This window comes from Halorubrum sp. ARQ200, from assembly GCF_005435115.1.
In the GTDB taxonomy this organism is placed as follows: domain Archaea; phylum Halobacteriota; class Halobacteria; order Halobacteriales; family Haloferacaceae; genus Halorubrum; species Halorubrum tropicale.
Window position 1 is genome coordinate 1 of the sequence record NZ_SGTZ01000019.1, and the last position, 22,968, is coordinate 22,968.

Consider the following 22,968-nt stretch of genomic DNA (forward strand, 5'->3'; position numbering starts at 1 on the left):
CGACCGTCACACCGACTGTGTCCTCAAAGCCCTGGACGACGTCGCGAAGCCCCTCGATCGACTGCATCCCCTTCCCGGTCGGCTCTAGTGGGATCACAAGCGAACGCGTCGCGGCGATTGCGTTGTAGAGGTGTGGGCCCGCGGTCGCCGGCGGATCGACGACAATTGTGTCGTACTCGTCGGGGATGCCGGCGTCGAGTAGCACTTCTCGGAGCCGGTCCCAGCGGTCGAACTCCTCGCCGAGGTCCTCCGCCATCGACTCTGCCCGGCCGAGGAGATCGCCGAGATTCTCCAGCATGTTGTGGCTTGGTACGAGGTCGAATCCGTATGCTGTCTCCTCGACGAGCTCATGGAAGTCGCCCTTCGGCCGGTCGATAAGATGTCGGGCGATGTTGTCGGCGTCGCCGTCCTCACGTGGGGTATCGACGCCGAGGAGGTACGTGAGCGAGCCGTTCTGTGGGTCAAGATCGATCGCGAGGACATCGCGACCGTGCTGGGCGTGGGCGTCTGCGAGATTCGACGCGAGTGTCGTCTTCCCGACGCCCCCAGCCTCTGAGTACGTCGTGTACGTGAGCATGTTATACTAGTTGGACTGTCTGATAATAAAGACACGTCAGACAAACTATCTGGTCTAACTAGTTGTACTAACTAGTACAACTATATGGGAAAACAGTACAACTACTTAGTACAACTGTTCAGACTAACTGATTAGTGTGACTACTTCTGCTATGAATAGTGAATTGCCACTCTCACATTCGCTATCTCAATAGCAAGTCGTATAGGCTGTTCTGGCTCTGTTGAAATCCTATTCTTCAAACATATTTTCACATGAAACAGCAGGTTGATGAGATCCTCAAAGCGATCACATCTCGAACTGGGATAAGAACTATGCTCACAGGAACGGTCCGTTGAATATGGTCTTCGTACCGGATGAACTCCCGGATCAACTCCTAGTTGATTACGAAAACGCGACCGTGTATGGGGATTTGGAACAGGAGAAGGTGCTTCACCAAGGCAAGGTTCGTGTTCTCCCGAACGGGTGGGTTGCGTTGCCCACTGACCGGCTCCTGTCTCCCGATGCAGTACACCACATCGATCCGTAGAGGTCCTGTACTGAGCGATCAATGCTGTGAAGATATCAACTTCTGAGGATTTCAACAGAGCCGCTGTTCTTTAGATCATATCTACTGATGAGTGCGCCGCTGCGTGACATCAGATTGGTTCGTAATGGTGAGCAGCAGCGCGCTCCAAACCTCATCGGTCTCGACGAATCAGTTACCACGGTTGATGGAACACGATACACTGTCGTGGTCGCTGTTCGTACCGCCCGAGAGAACGATATCTCCCTTCTTCGGGCTCTGATTGATAATGACCTCTACCCGTTTGAGCACAAGTCATCGTCACTGCTCCGTTACGGCGGTGTCTCTCCACAAGGGCGTGCTACACGGGTTCAAGGACTTATTGAGGATCTTCGACATCTCCCGGTTTCTTGGAGCGCTATCCTTTGGGAAGGTCCGCATCGGGCTGCTGAACTCGCAACATGTGCGGTTACTGCTGCGAAAAAATCGATTACCAATCCACTGCAGACTGGAGACATCGCGCATGGATGTGGTCGGACAGCCTTTCTTCATGATGGTATCGAAGATTCTCACAGTAACTACTTCGAGCAACTGAAGCTACAGGTGCCCTCAGCATTCGACACTAGCTTCCAGCAGTCTATCTGCCCGGTCTTGCTGACATTCATGGAGAATGCTGATCGAACATATCCCGCGACGAATACTGCGGACTACATCGCTGGCCACATTGCCCACCAGCTGGAAAGCAGTCAATCTGACCTCCCGTCTCAAGTTCTTGAGTTCGACCCGTCATGGGTAGATCCAGCCCCCCAAGCAGAGGTCCCCTACCGACTCGACTCAGTGCGACCAATTCGCGAAGAAGGTGGTCGTTCCCGTGTACTCGCCTGGATTCTGGGAAAGGGCATTCCTAGAAACCCATCACCAATAAACAGAGACCCATTCCGAGACCATGTGGAACAAATTGCGGATGACGCTGTCCGATCGTATCTACTTGAGGAGTTTTAGATACAAAGACCGGATGTCGTCGGACCGTGAGCCACTACCTCACTATCCTAGCCGGGAGAGGCGGCGCGTTACGCTAACCCCCTCTCCCGCATCCTCACGTGTAGATACCCCGGTCTGAATAATAAGCATTGCGGCTTTGTTGAAACTATCAGCAGCTGATATTTTACACTACCAATCGCTCAGTACAGGGAATTCAGAGCCTACAATCCCTATTAATTACCTGGAGTGATCTGTACCCGAGTACAGCAGTTCAGTCACTCGTCGTGGTCAATATATCGGGCTTCCCATTCAACCCGAGCTTCAATCTCTCTCGTGCCTCGACGGGTGGTGCTGTACTCGTTGGTCCGTCGATCGCGCTGCCCCTTTTCGATGAGTCCCTTCTCAACAAGCGTATCGAGATTTGGATAGAGCCGACCGTGATGGATTTCTTTTTCGTAGTAGTCCTCGAGCTCGTCTTTGATCGCGAGTCCGTGGGGGTCATCAAGTCCGGCAATGACGTACAGTAGGTCTCGCTGAAAGCCAGTGAGGTCGTACATATCATATGTTACGTGTTCGAGTTTTGAAACACTATTGGTCTGGAGACCGCGTGTTCTGGAACCCGTCTCACACCCTCTAGGCGGTGATTTTGTCCGTTTGCTCTCACACTTGAGTCGGAGAATGAGCGTATTCCCGTCGCTGTCGTCGGGTGGATGCTACAACGTGGACCGGAACTCGGTAGAGAGCGTTTTCAGGTCTACCGTAGCGATTTTGTCAGTTGCGAGAAGCCGAAGGCGTGGGCGGCCAACATCTATTGGGACTTTTTCAGTCTCGATGAGGTCAGCGTCTTCGAGTGCTGATTTGGCCCGTGAGAAGGTTGCTTTCGAAGCGATACCCGCATCTTCTCCCCATTTCGAGATGTCGTAGAGGAGGGTCTCGTTGCGGGCTGCGAGGATGAGTATAATTTCGACGATACTGAGGTATTCGTTCCTCTTGGAAATGTCTTCAGCGTGTGCGAGGACTTCGTTGAGTTCGTCTGCGACGTCGTCGCCGATCTCTTCTCGGAGCGTTTCTTTCACTACTGAGAGTGCAGGTGTCCGGAGGTGATACTGCTCGGCGGCTTCGAATCTGGAGTCAAACTCACTGTAGACTGTTGAGACCAGTTCGGGGTCCGAGCTCGAGATACTGTGCTTGTCCATCACAGGAACGACAACCTCAGACTCGGTTGTGAAGATGGTATTCTGGACTGGCTCCGTGAGTGTCCGGAGGCTGAGTTGCTCCCGGTGGATGAGTTCGGCTATTTTTGATGCCGTGAGGAAGCTGTAGAGGGCGTCTTTGATTTCAGCTGAGTCTGCGAGGAGCCGGACCTTGGGCTGGTCCTCAACCGTTACGGCTTCCTCTGCGAAGGCTGCGATTTGTTCAGAGCGGGGGTTGATATAGAGTGCTGGCTCGTCTCGGTCGGAGATCATCTGTGTGAAAATATGTTGTTTGGCCATTTTCTGTTACTTTGCCGAGATATACTTAATAGATATGGTATCTGAGTGTTGGACTCTTTCGCCAGTTACGAGATGGGGCTGACTATCCTGTTTCGAGTACGCTCACAAGAAGCAGATTGTTGGTCGAAGTAGTGAACCTCGATCCGGGGTAGTAGACTCCGTGGTTCGACTACAAATCACGGTCTGAAAATCTAAACTGCTCGCATTGAGACGTGGTTTCACACGGTTGTCCGTAGGCTCGGCTCGCAAAGGCTACATCTCAGCCATCTGTTCACGCTCTACGTACCACTCGCGACGGTCGAGAACGTTCTGTACCGTCGCCACCGGGACATCGACTTCGTCCGCGATCTCCCGGCGGCTCTTCTCGGCGTTGTCAAGTTGGAAAATCTCCGTCACCGTGTCGAACTCTTCACCGGGCACCTGGTAGTGGCCGTTCGCGTCGTAGGTCATCCCAAACCGTGGTCGGCCGTGGTCGTACCCCTGCTGTTTGCGCCGCTCGATCGCGCGGCGAGACTTTTCGATCTCCTCCTCTTTGGTGTCGCGTTCGATTCTTCTTTTGAGATCGAAGGTGAGATCGTCTTCGTTGACCTCACCGGCGTAGACGATCTCGGTGTTACCCTGTCCAGCGGCGTATTGAATCACGCGTAGGTACTCGTCACGGCAAACTCGGCGATCGTCGAGTGCGATCAAATAGTCGAATCGACCAGACCGCAGCTCGTCGATGCGCTCGGTGACGCGTTCGTTCTGGTCGAGTAGGCCCGACTCGTCATCGCGGGTCATCGTCGAGAAACCAGTGTGGACCCCGAGATCAAGCTTTTCCACCTCGTCGGCCAGCTCGGCAGCGAGACCTGGCACGACCTCCCGCTGTTCTTCAAGGCCTATGTCGTCATCATCATCCTTCGACTTTCGGATCCACGCGAGGGCTCTACTCATCGACCACGGTCACCTCTAACGAACTCCCAGATTTGACTTTCCACTCAAGCCGTTTCCCATCGAGTTCCATCGCCTCCGCGAGTCCCTTCGGCACCGTCACTTTGTACTGCCCGTTCGCCCCCTGACTGACTCGCGTTTTTGCCATCTCAGTATAGGTCTATAGTTAGGCCTAGACTTAGTTCTAATTGTGGTGTTCAGAAAACCCCGGTTTTCTGGACACCATTTCCCGATCAGTTTCTACACCTACTCCTTCTCATCCTCTATCACTTCTTCATGTTCTGAATAATCCTGACTCTCAAGCAGTTCAATTGCCTCTCCTAGGTCGGAATCCGGGATTCCTGCTCTGAGATCTACATCTTTACCCAGATAAGTGATCTCCAGATCTGGAGTAGAAAACAAACTACCTTGTTCAGGAGTTCTAACTATTCCCCCTTGTTCAAGGGAGCTCACAATGTCACGCAGGGCCTTCTCATCTATCCCAGTAAGATAGCGTAATTCATTGAATCGGATCTCTTCATGTTCAGTTATTATGTCGAGAACTTCAGTATACAGCCGATGATCAGAAAGTTTTGAATTAGGTCCTGTATTGATATTTTTCGCCATGTCACCAATTGAGTCACTAATTCCCTCAATCCCCTTTCTGATCTTTTGCTCCTCGCTATCCCGGATGATCTGAGATTTGTTATCTATGAATGATAGAACGTCCAACTCAGATTCATTATAGTACTCCTCTCCAAACGGATTCTCAAAATCTGCCTCGACAACTACAATCCCCTCAGAATCGTGTTTCTCAATAAGATCTTGTATTTGATCCGTATTTAGTAGAAAACCGTCGCCTTCTCCGCCCTCTTGCGGAAGTCCAAACTCATACTCATCATCTGTTGATAGTACAGGAATGTGAAATTCGTAGGGCTCAACATCTGTATCCTTGAAATAGACTTTCCCGTTTACATTGTGTGCCGGGCTATTTCCTGTGTTTTGAATTAGAACGGTCATGTTGATCGGGCCGATGAGACCAAAACCACCCTTTACGACTGGTTGATTGCTTACTTTCCGTGTCTTTTCCATTTCTTCTGTCTGATCCTTGGTGAATTTCGTATATGCCAGAGTCACAGCGACCAGTGCCCCGGAGAAAAGAAGCTGGCTGAAACTCGCTGGGTTGTTCACCACCCAATTCCAGAGCCCACCGATGAATTGCTGAATCGAAACCAGAAACGTTCCAGACATACGTACGAGTCAAAGTCCTCTTGATTAAAACATACTTGTTAGATGATTTGTTTTTGATACTTACTTCTCAAACGCCGTCCACATGACTACGTATAGATTTTATTTGATCATGCGAAGCCACGACCGCCTGTCCCTCGTCTGACTTCCTCACTGTCCCCACCACCTGTTGGGACCTCTTCGCTGTCTCCTTCAATTTCTTCCAAGAATGAACCGAAGGCATTGATGAATTCGTCTTCAATTTGAGGAGCGTAGTGCCTGATCTGATTCACACTATCGTCGTACGACTCTATTGAGAGAGAGTCTGGGAAGAGCCTAGTATAAATAATAAATCCGTTGAGCAGATTCGTATCGCTGTATGACACCCAGTCTAACCGAACATTAACGTCGTCGATAATCTGCTCAATCTCTTCCATAGCTGCTCGTGTGTTTTCGTCGTCAAGGTCGGGGAGTTCTTGACGCAGATGTAGGTCTAGCGCTTCTGTTTCGTTGATATTCTGATTTACATTGCTCTGATGCTGTTTATGAATCTGTTCTAGACCGTCTTCATCAACAGTTCCCTGTGTCCTTGCTGCCAGAGTACTACTTAACTCAACACTGAGATATCCCGATTCCTGCGGCGATACAATAGAGATGATATTGTTGCTTCGGCTAATCTGAAATCCCTTATACAATTTTCCACCAGCTTGAAATTCGCGTGATTGGCGGATAGTGTCGTCGGAGGATAGGATATACGAGGCTACTTCACCGAGTGTTTCATGGTATTCGTCCATGTACGGTCTTTGATACTATCATACAAACATGTTTTCCATATATACTGGATGCTTGTGAAGGGCTTTTCTTCCTGACTTTGTGACTCTATTAGTAGACTCCAAAACCCGCCTGTTACGCCTCTTGGGGTTCACCCTTCCGGTCATGTTCTCGTGTAGGCCGATTTTGTTTATACCAGCACGGGTTTACACAGTTTTGCGAGAACCAGTACCTTTTGGAAACTGAATTTATGTGATTATGAGATAGTTTTGGGGACAACCCTCTCTGAATCTCCGGGATCATTCGCACTCATACCCAGCTACCGGATACTCTCAATTTGCTTTTCCCTATCAACTAAGTGGTGTGGCTGGTTCAAAATGTTATATGACTCTCCGTACCGACGGGAGGGGAGCGTCCCTACCGTCGCTCGACTCAACATTTCCTCACGACGAGGTTTCGATGGCGCTCACTAGATGCGGGCTTCTTGTGGATAGAGCAGAGACGCTCGCTCGGCTGTACGCCCAACATCGGGACTGGACTGTCGTCGAAGAGAAATGGATCAAAGAACGTTTTGACGAGCGCAGTACGCGTGGAAGTTCGAAGGGAATCTACCGCGCTCTCAGTTCCCGATTCAAGACCGCTGGTAGCGAACTGCCGTCTATTGTCCAACTACCCTCCGTCCTCGACCAGTGTGAGACGGAGCGCGACAAAGCGCAGGTACTGTACTTCTACTTGTTGGAAGACGACCCTCTTGTCAAGTACACCGTTCACCGGTACGCCGACCGGCTTCAGGAGTCCGGTGCCGAAGGATTGGATTTCGAACAAGAGACGATCGAGCGCCTCCTGAACGAGTTTCACTACGACGATGGGAGCGAGTTTGATTATGCAGAATCGACGACCCGGCGATGGGGAGAAGGGCTCCGATCGGTAATGCGAGAGATCGGTGTTCTCGACACACAGCAGGCGCTTCACGGACAAATCCCCAATCTCGGAACCACGCCACTACTCGTTGCGTCAGGGTACTCGTGGGAGCTTCACGGAGATGACTGGCTCTCCCAGCCAACTGGCTGGCATTACCTCTTCCAATCGGAACCGTACTGGGACTCTTTGGCCGAACGAGTGAGCGACGATCCGAACTGGGAAGCGAGCGGGATTCACGGTGAGCTCAGACTTCAGCCGGTGGACGATACATACGACTGGGCCGAACCATGGGAGGGCGAAGTGTGACTGACGAGAGCTGGTTCGCTGCCGATGTCGGGAGCGATTTCGAGGAGTCCGTCCGCATCGACCGCGAGGATAACGGTCGCGATCACCGGCTGGAGTCGATCGATACCTACCACGTGACGGAGGAATCCGAGGACTTCATGTCCGACTTCTGCTCGCGCCTGCTTGGCCGTTCCGAGGATATGCGGTCGGGTGCGAACTACTGGCTCTACGGGTACTATGGGAGCGGAAAGAGCCACCTCCTCAGCGTGCTCCGCGGACTGCTGGATAGCGAATGGCTTCGAGAGCGCGAGGATGTCTGGGGACAGTTAACTGATGGCCGTGAGTTGGACACGCTCGAGTCCACGTGGTCGTTGATTCACGATGAATACGAGGTCATCCCGATCTCGGTGAACCTTCTGAAACACCAGGGCCAAAAGAAACTGAGCTTCAGCGAGATCGTCCTCCGCAGTGCTCACACGTCGGAACGGCTCACCGGTACCGATGGGGGGCTCTCGTCGCAGCTCGACGTCGCCTTTTTCGAGGACTGGTATCGGATGACCGACGCATGGGATGACCGGACGACCAACACCCAAACGGCACTCCAGGGTACGGTTGCCAGTCCAGAGAAGTACGACTGGGAGAACGTTCAGCAGTACAACGCTCTTGCGGACGCTGTTCTTCCCACACTCTTCGAGCAGGAGACCGGCACGGTGGATGGTCTCGACGACCTGATGCCGTCCGATCTCGACCCGCAAGCGATGGTCGAGCGTCTCGAACAGTTGCGGAGCCATCGCGAAGAGGAACTCGGACGCCCAGTCAAACTCGTGCTGTTGCTCGACGAAGTCAGTCTCTTCATCGGGACGGATTTCGACCGCCTCACCGAGTTACAGACGCTCGCGGAGAGCGTCGACGAGACTGGTGACGGCGACATCCAACTGGTGGCGACGGCACAGGCCAAAATTGAGGACGTTCAGCCGCAGTTCGCGGCACGCGGGGCTGATTTCAGTATCGTCAAGGACCGGTTCCCGCACCGCTTTGGCCTTCCGAGCCGACACGTCGGCGAAATATCGACCCAGCGGTTGCTCAAAAAGACGGACACCGGAAGAGAAGACACGGAACGCGTCCTCGACCACACGAGCAACGAACCAGAAACACTGCTCGTGTACTCGGGTATCGAGCAGAACACCGACCCACCGCTCGATAACATCAACCGCGAACGTCTCCTTGAGTTCTACCCGTTCCTCCCGTATCAGCCACCGCTGTTTCTCGAGATCCTCTCGAACCTCCGGCAGGAAGCACACGACCCGGCGAAGTCGATCTTCTCGGGAACCGCACGGGCGATTTTAGCCCTCGTTCACGGACTCCTCCAAGAGTGGATCGCGGCCGGCGAGGAGACTAACGTCATCTCGCTGGTTGACTTCTATGACCTCATCGAACCGGAACTGGATGACATCACGCCACAGGATGTGGGGGTTATCGAGGAAATCGAAGAACGGCACGAGGCAGGCGAACTAGAGGCGCTCGACGTGGCTGTCGCGAAGGCCGTGTTACTCCTCCAGCATATCCCAGACACGATTCCGATGTCCGAGCGGAACCTCGCGGTCGCCGTGTTGAGTGACCTCGACGGCCCGACACAGTTCCAGATGGAGAACCGCGTCGAGGATTCGCTCCAACGGCTTCGGAAGTTCATCCGGCCGACGCACGACGAAACCGGGCCGAGGTACGCGTTCACGCATCCGGAGGAGCGCGAGATAATCGAAGCAGCCGAGGAAAACCTCGACAACCCGGACTGGCAGTCCATCATCGAGGCCGTGGACAGGTATCTCTGGGAAGACATCGTGCGCGACCTCTCACTGCCGACCTCGGCTGAGTACCCGGATACCGGCGAGCAGTACCCGGTTCGCTACAAATTCAGTATCGACGGGATCGAACTCGAAACGACCGTGGAGGCTGAGGACGCCCTCGATGTCGAGATCGCCGTCGAGGGGATTTCTCCCGCCGCAGCAGACGTTAGCTACGACGGTGACCCGCTCGAATGGACGATCGGACAGGACGGCCTCGACGATCTCCGTGATAGCCTCATCGAGTGGTGGTCGCTCAGAGCTGCCGTCGGCGACCACACGCTCCCACAGTCCGTCGAGCGTGACCTCTCCGACCGCGCAGCTCGTGTCCAGAGCAAACTCGTCGAGGCGCTCAAGAGCGGGACGTTCGATGTCAAGGATCGTGGCGACCAGATCGGGGGCATGGTTTCGGGAGTCGAAGAATATCTCGATGTCAACTACCCCGACGACTTCCACCCCGTAATGCTGCAGGTCGGCGACGAGCACTTACAGGAACTCCGGGGACTCTCCGCACAAGACCCGCTCCCGACGTGGGCCCAACAGATCGATGTCGCGACAGAAGACCCCGAAACGCACGAGGGGTCGATCCAGAACAACGTGCGCGCCTTCACCGGCCGACAGTTGAAGCAACGTGGCGGAAACCTCGCGATGGCGACAATCCTCGACGGCATCGTAAAGAAAAAGCCGATATACGAGGACGCTCGCCCCGCGCTGTGTGCGATTATTTGGGGGCTCTGCCGGAAGGGAGATTTCCTGCCCATCGACGAGACAGGTGACTCCCTCGAACTCGACGACGTAATCGATCTGAACAAACTGACGACGACACGTCTGAAGATTGCGAACGGTGACAGTGTCGGAAAGATCCTCCGCAAGGGAGGATTCATGGACTCGACGGAGACGGTTCCGGACGGCATCGTCAGGCTCCAGTCTGCGAACGACACGCTCGCGGGCCGACTGGGGAGTCTCGTGGAGGATGTCAGACTGGTCGCCGAGAGTGACATCCAAACGCGCGCCGTTCGCAACCTCCTCGAGTCGTTCCTAGAAGCGCTCGAAACCGAACAACAGAGCGCGATCGACCGACGAGAGGCCGTCAAATCACGTGACACCGACTGGGAGGCTGTCGTCGCAGCAACCACCGACGCTCAGGAGTGGTACGACGACGCCGAGGAAGTGTGGCGTTTGCGCCTCCCCGCGCTCACACGACTCGACTCGCAGTTGACTCTCGCCCAGCAGTCGTACAACTGGCTGCCCGAAGCGGTTGACACGGCCAGCCAGACACTTCGCGAGAGCATCGACAGTTACGAGGGTGAATGGTGGACACATGATGGCTGGGATCGGTTCAACGACGCCCAGACCACCTCGCCGGCGCTCGACGACGCGATCGAGAACGCATGGAATTCGTTCCGGGCGGAACCCGAAGTTGAGGCGTTCGTCGAGGCGTTGCGAGCGCATCCATGGATCCAGTCCCGAAGTGCGTTTGAGTCAAACGTTCGACCGGCCTTCGAGAGCACATACATCACACCCCTCCGTCGCGCGGCATCATGGTACGAGGATGTCTCAGACGCGGTCGCGACAGTAACCAGTGGAACGGCAAACGCCGAGGCTGACGACTTCATTCGCGCGACAAACACACTCCTCGACAGCGAACCACTCGCTGTGGTTGCCGGTAGCGACATCGATGAACTACGAGAGACGTTCGAGGAGCTACAGACACTCGTGGGAGATCAGTCTCCCACAGACATCACGGCGATCGGGGTTCTCCCGTCGGATCGCGAATCGCTGGACGCTGAACTGAAACGGCTCGTCGAACGCCATGATCTCAGCATCGAGCGGACTGAGACGGGGGTGACCATCCGATGACGACCGATCGCCCCTTCCACGACTTCACGGAGCGCCTTGCGCAGTTCGCCGACGGCCGACGCGGCATCCGAAATCCGTTCGTAATCGTCCCTGTCCAGCCGAAGTACGAGCACCGGGTTGCCGAACGACTCTCCGAGTGGGCGACGAACCCACATCGGACCAAGGAGTTCCCGGACGACGGAACCGTCCAACTCCTCCGACTGGACGAGCTGTTCGTCGACACCGATGTCTTCGAACTCGCGGTCGACCTCGGCGAGAACAGCCACCCCGCCACGATCACGGAGACGATGCAAGACCGATTGGCTGAAGAACTCGTTACGGTGATGGTCGAAAACATCGACGCACCAGCACAGCAGCGACACGTCGTTCTCCTCACGCACCTCGGGAGTCTCTACCCGTTCACGCGTGCGTCGGAACTGCTCGACGAACTTGACCGCCGTAACGTCCAGTCGACGATCGGTATTCCGTTCCCCGGCAACATCTATGGTGGCAATCTGAGCTTCTTCGGCGAGGAATCACGCAACTACTACCCGGCCCACCAGATCGAAGGCCGAATTACGGGGGACCATCTCCAATGAGCGACACACACATTCACGACCTCTTCCAGCAGTCACCGACCCGCGAACTCGAGGAAGTCCAGAAGGTCAACGCCAGAGCGCAGGCCGAAAACGATGTTCGCGAGTTCCACGAGACCGACAGCGCTCGCGACGTGCTCACGACGCTCGGGACCCTCGTCGACAAGTATCCACACGAGGAACCGCGCTTCCTCTACATTTCCGCGACGTTCGGGTCGGGGAAGACACACCTCCTGAAACTCATCGGGTTCGCTGCCGACACCCAATCGGAGTTCGCGGATCTCGGCGAGGAGCTGGCGAACAGTTGGCCGGGGTTCCTCGCATTTCGACAGAGCGTCGCTGACTCACACGTCGACCGGCTAAAGCCCGTCTTCCTGAACCTCCTCAACCGGGATGCGGCACAGGAACCGCCGCTTCCCTACCTCATTTACGAGGCAATCGGTCGTGAACTCGGGTACCCCACCGACCCGAATTGGCTACTCGAGTGGGCGTGGCAGCTCGATATGAACCACGGTGACTGCTGGGAGCAGCTACAGGAAATCGAGCACGACGGACAGACATTCGAGGATGTGTACGACGAGCGCGCGTCGCTGCGCAGCTGGCTCTACGAGGCCGTTCCGACACTCGATGACTCACCGTACACGTCTCGGGAGGCGGTCAAGCAGTCGATCGACGACGCCATCGAGGAGGTCGATCCTGACGAGTTCGACCCGGATGAGCTTGTCGAGCGCGTCGAAGCGGCGCAAGCGTCGCTGAGCACGCCGGAGACCGAAACGGAGTTGCTGATCGGGCTTGACGAGGTGGCGCTGTTCATCGGCGACGGCCGCCATCGCTACAGAGAGTTCCAAGAGACGATGGAAGCACTGACCGAGCTGGGCGTCGGGCCCAATCCGCCAGTCATCGGAACTGGACAGTATCCGATCGAGCGTATCCACGGCGAGTTCGACGATACCGCAGTCACGGAACAACCATGGTACGGTGCTCAAGAACCGCTTGAGGGGGCCGACACCGAGATCATCGTCCGAAAGCGGTGGCTACAGAAGGACGCCGCGGGGAGACAGGCCGTTGAGTCCGCACTCCAGGTGATGCCCGACCTGACGCTCGACGCATACACCGATATTGCCGGCGCCGACCCGGACGCCGTGGAGTCGTACCCCTTCCGCGAGTACGATCTCGGGTTGCTCCGGACGGTGATTCAGCAACTGATGCCGCGTGGACGCGTGACCGAAGAGGAGTACGTCCAGGGTCGGGCGTTGCTCATCCTTGTCCGCTCGCTGTTCACGCGGTTCGAGTGGGGCGACAAGCAGGTCGGCGCGCTCGTCACGTGGGACGAGTTGTACGATCTCCTGGTCGAAGAGACGACCTACATCCCGCTCTGGGTACAGGAAATGGTCGAGAACAAACTTGTCCCCTCGGCGGGCGGCGACGAAGATGCGTTCTCGGTTCGCGTTGCGAAGGCGCTGTATCTACTGAATCAGGTGCGTTCGGAGGTGCCGTCGACGCCGGCGAACCTCGCCCGGCTGATGGTCAAATCGGCTGACGAGTCGTTCGACTCCGTTAGGGGTGATGTCGAATCGGCGCTCTCCGACCTTCTCGAGGATCGGAAGGTGCTCACGGAGACGAACGACCGCGGCGACGAGGAGTACCTGCTGGTCTCCGAGGAACAGGAGGACATCCTGACGCGGGCGAAGACGCGCGCACAGCAGATTCCGTCCCATCGCCTTTCGGCCAAGTTGGAGAACTCCCTCCGGGAGGGCAGCAACCTTCTGCTCTCTGCGGGCAGTCGACACGAGGTGGACCTCAGGGGGGAGCGCAAAGTTCCACTCCGGTTTGGCTACTCTGTTCTCGATCCTATCGAGCAAGCACCGACGCCGGAGTTTGACGCTGTTCGTGTGCGGCTGGTCGCGGGCCGCGACGAAGAGGTGAGCGATCAGGTCGATGCGTGGCAGTCGACGAACGAAGGCCGGGACGGGGGCGAACACGTCCTCGTCGCCGTCGAGCTACAAGGGTCAACGATTGATCGCCTGCGGGACGTGATGGGCATGCAGGAGGTGCTGTCAGAGGAGACGGAAACGTATCCCGACTTAGAGTCCGATCACCGCGACGACCAGCGGGCGCTCGAATCGGCGATTCGCGAGCAGCTCGAGGACGCTGACGTCTACGTTCGGACGGGTGCGACGAGAGGACGATACGGGGACGTGTTCGAACAGGTCGTGGCAACGCAAGTTCGGTCCGTGTTCAGCGGGACGCGCTTCGTCCTCACCAACGGAATCACGGAAGTCGAAGACGCCACGCAGATGGCGCAGTTCTTCCGCGGCGTCGGCGACTGGCCGCTTTCGAGCGAGGACGCCGTCACGCTCGGTGTGGATACCGACCGCGCCGAACTTGCCGACGGCAGGTGTCAGGAATTCCTCAACGAACACGAAGACACCCAGTCGCTTCGCGCGGAGGACTTACTTGCCCAGACTGTCCAGCGCGGCGGCACGTATCGTGGGACACCGCAGGAATCGATTTCGGCCCTGCTGATCACGCTCGCAACGGCTAACAAAATCGCGCTACGGCAAGACGACGAGTACATCACCGAACCGGACGAGATCGGGCGAGCGGTCAGAAACAAAACGAATCTGACCGACGTACAGATTCGGTTCGAGTCACTGGACGGGATTGACCCCGACCAGATTCGGGAAACTGTCGAGACGCTGATCGGCGAGAAGCCGGACGGAACCGATCCCGACGCGTGGCTCTCGGAGTTGGCTAACTGGGTAGATGAGAACAGCGTGCTGGTGAAACGCGTTTTCCGAGGCGTTAGCAGAGAGTTCGGCGAAGGCGCTTCGCTGGGCGAACTCGAAACGGCTCTCCAGCCCGCAGTTGGCGGCGAGGCTCTCGAAACAGACGAGTTTGCGTCCGACGAAATCGCACGGCAGTCAGAGCTCTTCGCCCGGGCAAGAGATCTCTTCCAGTCGGCTGAGGATGGCGACTCCCTCTGGGAGCAGTTCAGCCAACGAACGACGGAGTTGCAACGGCTCTACCCCGGTGCGGACATCACAGGGGAGATGCAAGCGATCGTCGGCGGGGACGAAGTGCCCGATGCCGACCGGCTCCGAGAAACGATTGACGAAGCCGACGCGCACAGACGAACCGTCGTCCGCGAGCAGTACGAACGCATCACTGGAGAGTCGCCAGCGGACGAAGAGCCCGAGCGCGTGGTTTCCAGTTTCGTGACGTGGCTCTACGCTCACGACGGGAGCAGCAAGGAAACTGCCGACCGCGTCGCCGTCGAATTTGGTGGTGTGACCATCGACGACCTCTACGAGCTCTTCGAGACGGCGTGGAACGGAGACTCGTTCTCGGAGGAAGATCTCGTCGACCCAACGATCGTTCAACAAGCCAAACGGTACGAACGGGCACGGCGGCTCGTCGACGCTTCCGGTAGCGAGGCTTCGCTCTGGTTGCAGCTCCGGGAGGCATCGGAACGACTCGAGGAAGAGCGTCCGACCCACCCGGTCACAACCGACGTGAGCAAGATGCTCAGTCGATCGCAACCGCCGAGTGTTGGCGACGTAGAGCAACTCCTCGACGAGGCGGAGAACCCCTTCGAGGTCGACGAGCGGCTTGAGGAACTCGCCAGCGAACTACAGTCGGAGTATCCCGACCACGATCTCACCCAAGAGGTCGTCGATGTAGTAGAGGGAACCAGCCCATCGAGTGAGGAACGCGTGGGTGAATTGATCGAAGAGGCCGAGCAGTTGCTCGACGGGGTTGACGAGCAGCTGCGGCGGATTCGGGAGACTATGGATGAACTACCGGATGGCTCTGTGATGATAATCGAGTCGCTCGACTAACGGTCTGGTGTTGTAAAACACCGAATTCCTTTATGTTCGATTCGTAATTACGCAACATAGAGGCGTAATCACGATCGGAAATAACGTGCTTGTCTGAAATCGTACTAACCGCTTACCGGCGGCTCCAAAGGATTATCATGCGTCTGTGACTCTATCTTGACATCATGCTTAGAGTCGGGGACAAGGAAGACGTTTCCACGTTAGAAACGGTCTCCCTGAAAGACGAGGGATTTCGAGAGGACGACCTCCGTGAGTGGATCATAAACAGTCCCGAGAGCATCCTCGGTGAGGACTTCCGGCTAGTCGGTCGGGAGGTGTCTGTGATGCAGATCGGCGACGGAATTGACCTACTTGCCATCGACCGAGACGCCAACGTGGTTGCCATCGAACTCAAACGAGGCGCGCTGAAGCCGAAGGTCGATTTTCAGGGGCTCAAGTACGCCGCCTACACATCGCACTGGGATTACTCCAAGCTCCGCGACCAGTTCGAGAAGTTCAAGTCCACATCGTGGGGTCGAACGCTCTACGAAGAGGAAACCACGTTTACCGAGGTACTCGACGAGTTCTGTAACGAAGACTACACGCTCAATCAGGATCAGCGAATCGTCTTCGTCGGCGAGTCCGTCCGCGAGCGCCTGGACATCGTACTTCGGTGGCTCAGCGATAGATCGATCGACATCTCTGTCATCGAGTTCCAGCTCCTCAAGGACGACGACCGGCTATATCTCGATGCAGAGCAGACGATCCCGACGCCGGAGCACACCGTGACGGACGTGAGTCCGGACACCTCTGACGAGCCGTGGAAGGAAGACGGGCAGAGTTGGCACCTCAACGAGCGTTCAAACGAGCAAACAGCCGATCTGTTGGAAGACGTTACAGCCGCACTACAGGAACTGGAGTTCCTCAACGGGCCGGAGTGGGGACAGAAACACTACGTCGCGTTCAACAAGGGACGGAAACGTCGCATCGCGATCCGGACGAAACGGACGCTGTTCCACATCGACTTGTTCGACGTCAATACGGAATCCCTAGACGCTGCGGAGATCGCCGATGTGCTCGGGATCGACACTGAGTCAGTTGCGGTCAAAGAGGATATGCGAGGCAGTGGTCGAAGCGGAGTGAGAATCACCTGTAACCCGAATCAGGAGATCGATTTTGACGCGCTTGAATCACAGGCTCGGGAGATACTCGGCGAGACTACTGAGTGAGTCTATCCAGCATCTTGCTTTGAGAGCGAGATGTACTGCTCATTCGTAAGCGGCGAGTCGAGGTGATCGTCGTTGAAGAAGCGGAGAACAGCCCAAACATCTCGCTTGTCGTCCATTTTGATGGACATCTCTCCGTCACCGTTCTCCTCGAACTTCACGTCGGTATCGAAGTTGTCGCGGATATACGTCGCATCGTCTAAATCCATATCCTCGTACACGCCTCGTTCGTGTACCTTGTACATCAGTCTCAGCACACGGTTGTTCCCGTAAACCGCATCCTTGAACATATCAAAGTCGTGGAACGGAATATCCGTCTCCTCGATCCGGTCTAAGACGTCATCTGCGCACCGCTCATATTCTGCGAGATAATCGAATACCTTCTCGAACCGGGACTGGTCGAAAATGTACATCATTCCATCGTAGTAGATGGAATCCACGCGGTCGGGGATCGAGATTAGCGAGTCATCCACCTTCCTGTGTTTCTCGCTTCCGACCATCATACGGGCTCGAGACGTTCGACCCATAATCTGGCGGCGACTGTAGTTCAGAAAGGCGATCGCCATCTGGTCGTTGTCGGCATCTCGAATACGGATCGCTTGGAACTCGGGTTTCGGCGGCTCAGTATATGTCGTGTGACTAAATCGCTCCCCCTCGAGAAGGCGTTCGAAGTTCTCGAACTGAGGGATATTCTCCGTGGGTTCGTACTGAACGAAGGTCTGGTCACGATCTCGGTTTTCGATGCCGTAATCCGAGAATCGAATATTGTTGCTCTCGAGTGCGGATTGCTTGTTTTCGGCCTTTTCACGCACCAGACCTTCCAAATCTTCCGGGAGTTGTTGTCCTAACGGGATGCGATCAAAAGTGTAGTCATAGTCCTCGGCGCTCTCCTCGTCCAGACGAGCCAGTAGCAGGTCGATCCCAAGTTCGCTGGTATCGATGTCCTCGATCCGCTGGAGGAATGCGACCAGTTCGTCGAAGTGGTCTCGAGCGTCACCCCGGCTCGGTGAACTCATTATCTTGTGGTGATATAGACATCACTACTTATTCTTGCTGTATTGAGTGTCATATCATTCCCATCGAGTTGCTGCTTGGTGAGGAGGATTCGTCTGTCGTGCTCAGTTTCGATTTCGTAGACACGGTAGCGGAAGCCGATTAGAACCGGATTGACGAACAAGCGGTTAGAGCGGATCACGATCGCAGCGACCGTGAGAAATAGCACGAGAAATGCCGCTACATCGTATATGTTCGAGAATTCGAACACGATGAACGGGAAGATGTAGACCAAGAGGTACTCTGTGAACATATCTGACCGATTTCGGTAATGTTCTATTTCGCTCAGCTGGCCCTGCCTCGTGCGATTCATACGAATCATCAGCGCCAAGAAGACGACGCTAATCACGGTGAGAACCGAGAAACTGAGCGAAAGATAGGATAACTCAACAGGCCCGATTCCGACGGGCTCCAGTTGGTACCCGAAAATCGAGTGGGTCGAATCGTGGGCGCGGAGGGCGACGATAGCGAAGAGCGGGCTATAGGAGCTCAAGAACAGGACGATCTTCGCCCAGCTCGGAATGCGCCCCATTAGGTTCGCTATGTTCTATTCGGAGGTCAAAGTCAGTTTTGTATCCACTTTCCGGAGAAAATCACGGAAACTGACCCGGCCGCCGTCCGAGAGTGTATGGAAAATCTTCAAGACATCTTGCTGACTCTGCTTGTACCATCACGGACTCTCGTATGGACGGACAATCTACCCAACCCCGCAAGGCCCAGCTCGACAAGGAAGAACGCGAGCATCTCGAGGATGTCGTCACCGAGATGCGCGACCGCGTCGAGGCGAACGTGCGCTACCAGCTCGAGGACGAGCACGACCTCGACGAGAAGCCGGACGACGATGAGTCCCTGAGCGAAGAGCAGGAAGAGCTCGTCGAGGCTATCGAACTCGAAGCCGCCGATGGCCACAATTGGGACGAAGCCCACGAGCAGTACATCACGGGCGTCGGCTACACGATTGTCAATCGGCTGGCTGCGCTCCGCTGTATGGAAGTTCGGGACTTCATCGACGACGAGGTCACGGCCTTCCGCGACGACGGCCTCACACCGGCCGCCGACCGGCTGGTCACCGAGGAGTTTATGATCGAAGAGGAGGCCGTCCTCGAAGCGTACCGGAACGCGTGCGACGACCTCGCCGAGGAGATCGAGATTCTCTTCGACCGCTCGACCGTCTACAGCCTGATCGACCCCGACGACGATACGTTTGAAGACCTCTGCGGGATGCTCGATCAGGTCGCCGACGAGGTCTGGCGAGGAGACGACGTGCTGGGGTGGGTGTACGAGTACTACAACCGTCCCGTCGTCGAAGCGCTCGACGCGAAGAATAAGCTTGAACCGGAGGACGTGGGCCCGGCAAACCAGTTCTATACTCCGCATTGGGTCGTCCGGATGCTCACCGACAACTCTCTCGGAAAACTATATCTCGAAGCCAAAGGGCAAGAGTCGGAAGTACCCGAGCCGGAGGCACTTAGTCCCGAGGAGCGAAAGGAACGCTTGGTCACGCCGGAGGACAGCCCGTCCGTTCCCGAACTCTGTACGTACCTTATCCCCGACGAGGAGGCTGGCGACGCACCGGAGTTCGACCACCCTTCGGAACTGCGGGTCATTGATCCGGCCTGTGGGAGCGGGCACTTCCTGCTGTACGCGTTCGACGTGTTGGAGCGCATCTGGTGGGCCGAGACCGATCTCGACCGCGCCGAGATTCCGGCGAAGGTGCTAGAACACAACCTCTACGGCGTCGACATTGACTTGCGCTCGTGTCAGCTCTCGGCGTTCAATCTGTATCTGAAGGCCCGGACGCGTGCCGAGGAGGAAGACGGCCAGTTCGAGATGCCCAACGTCGACATCGTCTGTGCGGACGCCCGTGTCGCGGAGGTCGAGGAAGGCGCAGAAGTGCTTGATGAGATTACCGGCGAAGGGACTGATCTACGGGAGGCGCTCGACGAGATCATTGATACATTCCAGCACACGGAGGCACTCGGGAGCCTACTCGACGTAAGCGGGACACTCGAGGACGTGTTCGACTCCAGTAAGACACAGTCCGAGCTCACCGACTACAACGAAGGAGCTCATCAGTCGTTGCACTCCTTCTTGAAGTCACTCCGACGAGCTGTCGAAGAACGGACAAGCGATTCTTTCGGAGAACAGAACCTCAAGAGCTTCCTGAATTTGCTGGTGGTACTAACTCAGGAGTACGACGTAGCGCTGATGAATCCGCCATATGGAGCAAGTGGAAGAATGCCGCCAGATGTGCGGGACTATGTGCGAGACCACTATAAATACGCTGCAGAGTATTATATCAATTTCTTTGAAGCTTGTAACCGAGTTACTAAACAAAAAGGAAGGGTGAGTATGATTGTCCCTCGGACATTTATGTTTAAAAGCTCTTTTGAAGGGTTTAGGGAGGACTTCATTGGAGCGCAGGGGTCTTTCGATTTCTTAGCTGAATACGGTAACGACGTACTTGATAATGCAACCGTCCGAACTGCTGGAACGGTCGTCCGAGTGGGCAACTATGCCGATCAGGAATCGACAGGTACGTTCTTCAGACTTCACGATGTGAATTCTCACAGAAAGGAGGGTACGTTCCTAAATACAGCATTCGGGGAGGGAGATGACAATATCGAGCGTCTCTTTTCTCGTCCTCTGTCTGAGTTCGACAAAATTCCCGGTAGTCCGATATCATACTGGGCTCCCCCACAAATCAGATCCCTATATGCTTCTGATACTGTTCTCGACGCAGATAATGGAAGATTGGAAGACAGGAAGAGCTTGGGTGACGCAAAGCAAGGCTTGATAACTGGAGATAATGACAGATTCGTTAGAAAATATTGGGAAGTTGACAGCTACACATATTGGAAACCCTTTGCTAAAGGAGGCGAAGATGCTTGGATTCTCCCGCAAGTAAATCTCACAGTTGCATGGGGAGATAGTGGAGAAGAGATACGTAGGTATGAGGGTTCTAGGCCACAGAATACGCAGTATTTCTTCACGGAGGCTCTCACATATACATATATGAAAGAAAGCGGCCGAAGGTTTGGATACCTACATCCTGAATCAATATTTGGCCGTGCTGGCTGTGCATATATACCATCCCAGAGCCCGTGGAATGTTCTCTCATACACAAACAGCAACCTTGTTACTTATCTGATGATTTGTCAAACTCCTGACCGTCAATGGGAAGTTGGATATGTCTCGAAACTCCCATGGCGTGACGAACTAGGGAGCAACACCAAGCTCGAGAGTCTATCGCGAGAGATTGTGGGCCATCTGATCTCTAAAAGACGATATGATTTTGCATCTCCATATTACGAGTGTCCGGTCTTACTGGGCATTCTTGGAGAAGAGACACCACTCAAGAGATTTGACCACCCACATAAAGGACTTCGCGAGGAACTGGAACTCGATCAGCCTGACTTCTCCGCTAAAAAAGATAGCTCTCTGTCGAAGTTGGGGACTATAGCTGCGAAGCACCTCGAACAAGTTGAAGATAACCTTCAATCATGTGCGAGAGCAATTGATGAGGCCGTCTTTGACCAGTTCGATATTTCCGATCAAAATCGGGAAACTGTGCTTCAGGAAATTTCTCTTCGCACGAACGAAGACCCTCGTGAGCGCAAAGATCACGATCCGGAATCGATCACGGAACCTTCTGATGACTTCCCCGAACAAGTCAAAGACCTCCTTCTCCACTTCACGCTCCGAGCTATCCACGACACCGACGACGGCATCGTCCCACTCTCAGAAATCAACGGTAAAAACGACCTCCTGACCCACATCGAGGCAGAGTTTGAACGCGTCTGGGGCGATTACGCAACTGATCGCCTCGCGGAAGCCGACGAGGTACTCGGAAACCGGAGCGCAAGTGATGAGGCATATCCGAACCTTCGTGCGTGGCTTGAAGATGATCTGTTCGAGTACCACATCTCGAAGTTTGATCTGACGCCGAACCTCTGGCGGTTCTCGACTAAACGACTCGTCTCCGACCCAGAGGGCGAGGGCTTCGGTTGCCTTGTCGACTACCACCAGTTAGACGCCGGCATCTTCGACCGCCTGCAGAACCAGTACCTCGAGCCGCGACGGACGAACCTCCGCGAACGACAGGCGGCAGCAAACAGCCGTCGTAATGATGAATCGCTCTCTACCTCAGAGCGAGCTGACGCCGCCGGAGAGTACGAACGGTGCGAGAGCGGGCTTGAACAGCTCAGTGTGTTTGAAGAACAGCTGGGTGAACTTGCCGAATCCAACCCTCGCAAGTGGCCCGAAGAGGATAAGGAGCGCGCCGCCGAGGCAGCCGAACGCGTCGCGGAGTTCCGGGAGCGGACAGCGTCACGGCTGGGCACTCTCGAAGCGCTCGCTGATCTGGAGGACGTGGATATGGAAGACCTGTTCAGCCCCTCGTTCTATGAGACTGTACAGGAGAACAAAGACGAGTGGATCGACGCACTCGACGACCTACAGGCTGCCTTCGAGGCCTACGCCGGGGATGGTTCCGAACCCGTCGAAGCTCATCTCTACGACCTCTTCGAGTACTACGACGATCTCGTCGGCTCCTCCCACTACGCGAGCAACGGGATTCTGTTCATGACGTACTACTTCGACCAGTTCGAGGAGGCCGGGCAGGCACAGATCAGCGACGCAGGCGATACAAAACGCCCGGAGCTGCTCGCAGACCTCGCCGCTGACCTTGACGAGTACACACAACTGGCAAACGAGATCGCTGAAGACTGCGAGGCGGTCGCTACAGACATCCCCGCAGACTGGGAAGATCGGGCGCTCTCGGAGGTGACGACCGCGGGCTATCAGCCGAACCACAAACACGGCGTCGCGATCAACATCATGCCGCTCGCGGAGAAGAACGTCGTCCCCGAGATCGTCGATGACAAGGTATTATGACGTAGGGCCGGCGAGATCCCAAGATTGCGA

At 55.6% G+C, this 22,968-nt stretch carries 15 protein-coding genes; 7 read left to right on the forward strand and 8 right to left on the reverse strand.

Translation table 11 applies throughout. From position 1 onward, the window contains the following. A partial coding sequence (locus tag EXE50_RS16170) for a ParA family protein (protein ID WP_137705557.1) occupies nucleotides 1–577 on the reverse strand: 577 nt, incomplete at its 3' end. Between the two features lie 337 nt (nucleotides 578–914). Between EXE50_RS16170 and EXE50_RS16175 the strand changes: the two genes are divergently transcribed. Beyond that, nucleotides 915–1,103, forward strand: coding sequence for a hypothetical protein (locus tag EXE50_RS16175; protein WP_137705558.1), 189 nt, complete (start codon nucleotides 915–917; stop codon nucleotides 1,101–1,103). Nucleotides 1,104–2,335: 1,232 nt separating this feature from the next. On the opposite strand, the gene EXE50_RS16180 is transcribed toward EXE50_RS16175, so the two are convergent. From EXE50_RS16180 to EXE50_RS16200, 5 genes are all read right to left on the reverse strand, one after another. After that, on the reverse strand, nucleotides 2,336–2,617 hold the full coding sequence (locus EXE50_RS16180) for a PadR family transcriptional regulator (RefSeq protein ID WP_137705559.1): 282 nt from the start codon (nucleotides 2,615–2,617) through the stop codon (nucleotides 2,336–2,338). A gap of 156 nt (nucleotides 2,618–2,773) precedes the next feature. Beyond that, entirely contained in the window at nucleotides 2,774–3,553 is a 780-nt protein-coding gene (locus tag EXE50_RS16185) for a DUF5821 family protein (RefSeq protein ID WP_137705560.1), read from the reverse strand. 252 nt (nucleotides 3,554–3,805) lie between these two features. Continuing rightward, nucleotides 3,806–4,486: a recombinase family protein gene (locus EXE50_RS16190; protein ID WP_137705561.1), complete on the reverse strand. Its 681-nt coding sequence runs from the start codon at nucleotides 4,484–4,486 to the stop codon at nucleotides 3,806–3,808. A 243-nt stretch (nucleotides 4,487–4,729) separates the two neighbouring features. Continuing rightward, nucleotides 4,730–5,713 (reverse strand): hypothetical protein, encoded by a 984-nt coding sequence (locus EXE50_RS16195; RefSeq protein ID WP_137705562.1) that lies wholly within the window; start codon nucleotides 5,711–5,713, stop codon nucleotides 4,730–4,732. Nucleotides 5,714–5,820: 107 nt separating this feature from the next. Further along, a complete protein-coding gene (locus tag EXE50_RS16200; protein WP_137705563.1) occupies nucleotides 5,821–6,483 on the reverse strand; it encodes a hypothetical protein in 663 nt (220 codons plus the stop codon). Nucleotides 6,484–6,844: 361 nt separating this feature from the next. Between EXE50_RS16200 and EXE50_RS16205 the strand changes: the two genes are divergently transcribed. The 5 genes from EXE50_RS16205 to EXE50_RS16225 all read left to right on the forward strand — a co-directional run bounded on the left by EXE50_RS16205 (nucleotide 6,845) and on the right by EXE50_RS16225 (nucleotide 16,992). Further along, nucleotides 6,845–7,687: a BrxA family protein gene (locus EXE50_RS16205; RefSeq protein WP_137705564.1), complete on the forward strand. Its 843-nt coding sequence runs from the start codon at nucleotides 6,845–6,847 to the stop codon at nucleotides 7,685–7,687. Then, nucleotides 7,684–11,367, forward strand: a complete 3,684-nt coding sequence (locus EXE50_RS16210) for a hypothetical protein (protein ID WP_137705565.1) — start codon at nucleotides 7,684–7,686, stop codon at nucleotides 11,365–11,367. The genes EXE50_RS16205 and EXE50_RS16210 overlap by 4 nt, the downstream gene beginning before the upstream one ends. Next, nucleotides 11,364–11,945 (forward strand): BREX protein BrxB domain-containing protein, encoded by a 582-nt coding sequence (locus EXE50_RS16215; protein WP_137705566.1) that lies wholly within the window; start codon nucleotides 11,364–11,366, stop codon nucleotides 11,943–11,945. Before EXE50_RS16210 ends, EXE50_RS16215 begins: the two co-directional genes overlap by 4 nt. Then, nucleotides 11,942–15,784, forward strand: coding sequence for a hypothetical protein (locus tag EXE50_RS16220; RefSeq protein WP_137705567.1), 3,843 nt, complete (start codon nucleotides 11,942–11,944; stop codon nucleotides 15,782–15,784). Before EXE50_RS16215 ends, EXE50_RS16220 begins: the two co-directional genes overlap by 4 nt. A 164-nt stretch (nucleotides 15,785–15,948) precedes the next feature. Beyond that, the gene (locus tag EXE50_RS16225) at nucleotides 15,949–16,992 is read left to right on the forward strand and encodes an endonuclease NucS domain-containing protein (protein WP_137705568.1); all 1,044 of its coding nucleotides are present in this window, start codon (nucleotides 15,949–15,951) and stop codon (nucleotides 16,990–16,992) included. Nucleotides 16,993–16,994: 2 nt separating this feature from the next. On the opposite strand, the gene EXE50_RS16230 is transcribed toward EXE50_RS16225, so the two are convergent. Next, entirely contained in the window at nucleotides 16,995–18,005 is a 1,011-nt protein-coding gene (locus tag EXE50_RS16230; protein ID WP_137705569.1) for a Kiwa anti-phage protein KwaB-like domain-containing protein, read from the reverse strand. Continuing rightward, the gene (locus tag EXE50_RS16235; RefSeq protein ID WP_137705570.1) at nucleotides 18,005–18,574 is read right to left on the reverse strand and encodes a hypothetical protein; all 570 of its coding nucleotides are present in this window, start codon (nucleotides 18,572–18,574) and stop codon (nucleotides 18,005–18,007) included. The genes EXE50_RS16230 and EXE50_RS16235 overlap by 1 nt, the downstream gene beginning before the upstream one ends. Before the next feature lie 152 nt (nucleotides 18,575–18,726). Here EXE50_RS16235 and pglX point away from each other — a divergent pair, with 152 nt between their 5' ends. Beyond that, complete coding sequence (pglX, locus tag EXE50_RS16240; RefSeq protein ID WP_137705571.1) at nucleotides 18,727–22,938, forward strand: BREX-5 system adenine-specific DNA-methyltransferase PglX; 4,212 nt, start codon at nucleotides 18,727–18,729, stop codon at nucleotides 22,936–22,938. The last annotated feature ends 30 nt before the right edge of the window (nucleotides 22,939–22,968 follow it).